Source organism: Escherichia sp. KCJ4928, from assembly GCF_004352695.1.
GTDB lineage: Bacteria > Pseudomonadota > Gammaproteobacteria > Enterobacterales > Enterobacteriaceae > ECMA0423.
The window spans coordinates 1-1,557 of the sequence record NZ_SJWV01000383.1 but is presented as its reverse complement, the minus strand read 5'-3'; the positions used below and the strand labels follow the sequence as shown (position 1 = coordinate 1,557).

1 pseudogene is annotated in these 1,557 nt (G+C 45.5%); it reads left to right on the top strand.

Going from position 1 to position 1,557, the window contains the following annotated elements:
* Positions 1 to 148: 148 nt before the first annotated feature.
* Positions 149 to 1,162: pseudogene (locus E0D98_RS24070) on the top strand (FGGY-family carbohydrate kinase); the annotation flags it as partial.
* Positions 1,163 to 1,557 lie beyond the last annotated feature (395 nt).

Sequence of the window (1,557 nt, the reverse complement as noted above, 5' to 3'; positions counted from 1 at the left end):
CGTTCAGCAAGCTTCAGGGCTTCACTGCGAAATTCAGGCGAATGCTGTTTACGGGGTTTTTTACTGGTTGATACTGTTTTTGTCATGTGAGTCACCTCTGACTGAGAGTTTACTCACTTAGCCGCGTGTCCACTATTGCTGGGTAAGATCATGGAGCGAAGATGCTGCGGTAATGGATAAGTTTAATATCCCCCGTCATATGCTGTTTGATGTGCAAATGCCTGGCACCGTCCTCGGACATATCACACCACAAGCCGCACTGGCGACACATTTCCCGGCAGGACTGCCGGTTGTTTGTACCACCAGTGATAAACCGGTAGAAGCTCTGGGGGCCGGATTACTGGATGATGAAACTGCGGTAATTTCTCTTGGCACTTACATCGCATTGATGATGAACGGCAAAGCACTGCCGAAAGATCCGGTGGCGTACTGGCCGATTATGTCTTCTATTCCGCAAACATTGCTGTATGAAGGTTACGGTATTCGCAAAGGTATGTGGACGGTGAGCTGGCTGCGTGACATGTTAGGCGAGTCGTTAATTCAGGATGCCAGGGCGCAGGATCTTTCACCGGAAGATTTACTCAACAAGAAAGCCTCTAGTGTGCCACCTGGCTGTAATGGGCTGATGACGGTGCTGGACTGGCTGACCAATCCGTGGGAACCGTACAAACGCGGGATTATGATCGGCTTTGATTCCAGCATGGATTACGCATGGATATATCGTTCGATATTGGAAAGTGTGGCGCTAACGCTGAAGAACAATTACGACAATATGTGTAATGAAATGAATCACTTTGCGAAGCATGTGATCATTACTGGCGGCGGTTCGAACAGCGATCTGTTTATGCAAATTTTTGCCGACGTGTTCAACCTTCCGGCACGCCGTAACGCCATTAACGGTTGTGCAAGTCTGGGAGCAGCGATTAATACAGCGGTAGGTCTGGGGCTATACCCGGATTACGCAACGGCTGTTGATAAGATGGTTCGCGTGAAAGATATCTTTATACCGATTGAGAGCAATGCCAAACGCTACGACGCGATGAATAAAGGCATTTTCAAAGACCTAACCAAACATACTGATGTGATCCTGAAAAAATCGTATGAAGTGATGCATGGGGAATTGGGGAATGTGGATTCGATCCAGAGCTGGTCGAATGCGTAAGTGAGGAAGGCCGGGCGGGAAACTGCCCGGCCTGAACATACCTGAATGGTTATCCCCGCTGACGCGGGGAACATAAGTTCGACAACTTAAAAAATGATAACAAGTCCGGTTTATCCCCGCTGATGCAGGGAACATAATAAAAACTTTAACTAGTTCGGTTTATCCCTGTTTTTACAAGGAATATTAACTACACTCGATGTCTTTAGAATAAAAGACAATACGAATCGCACTTTATCAATTTTCACTTAAAGTATGAACTGGATATCTTTATTCATAAGAACTATTCATCAACAGCGTATAGAGGCGGTTATGTAAAACCACTCATTAGCCTCAAAACAAAGACAAACTTCCAGATTTATTACTTAACCAATGAATAACAAGCTTAAAAAATATAC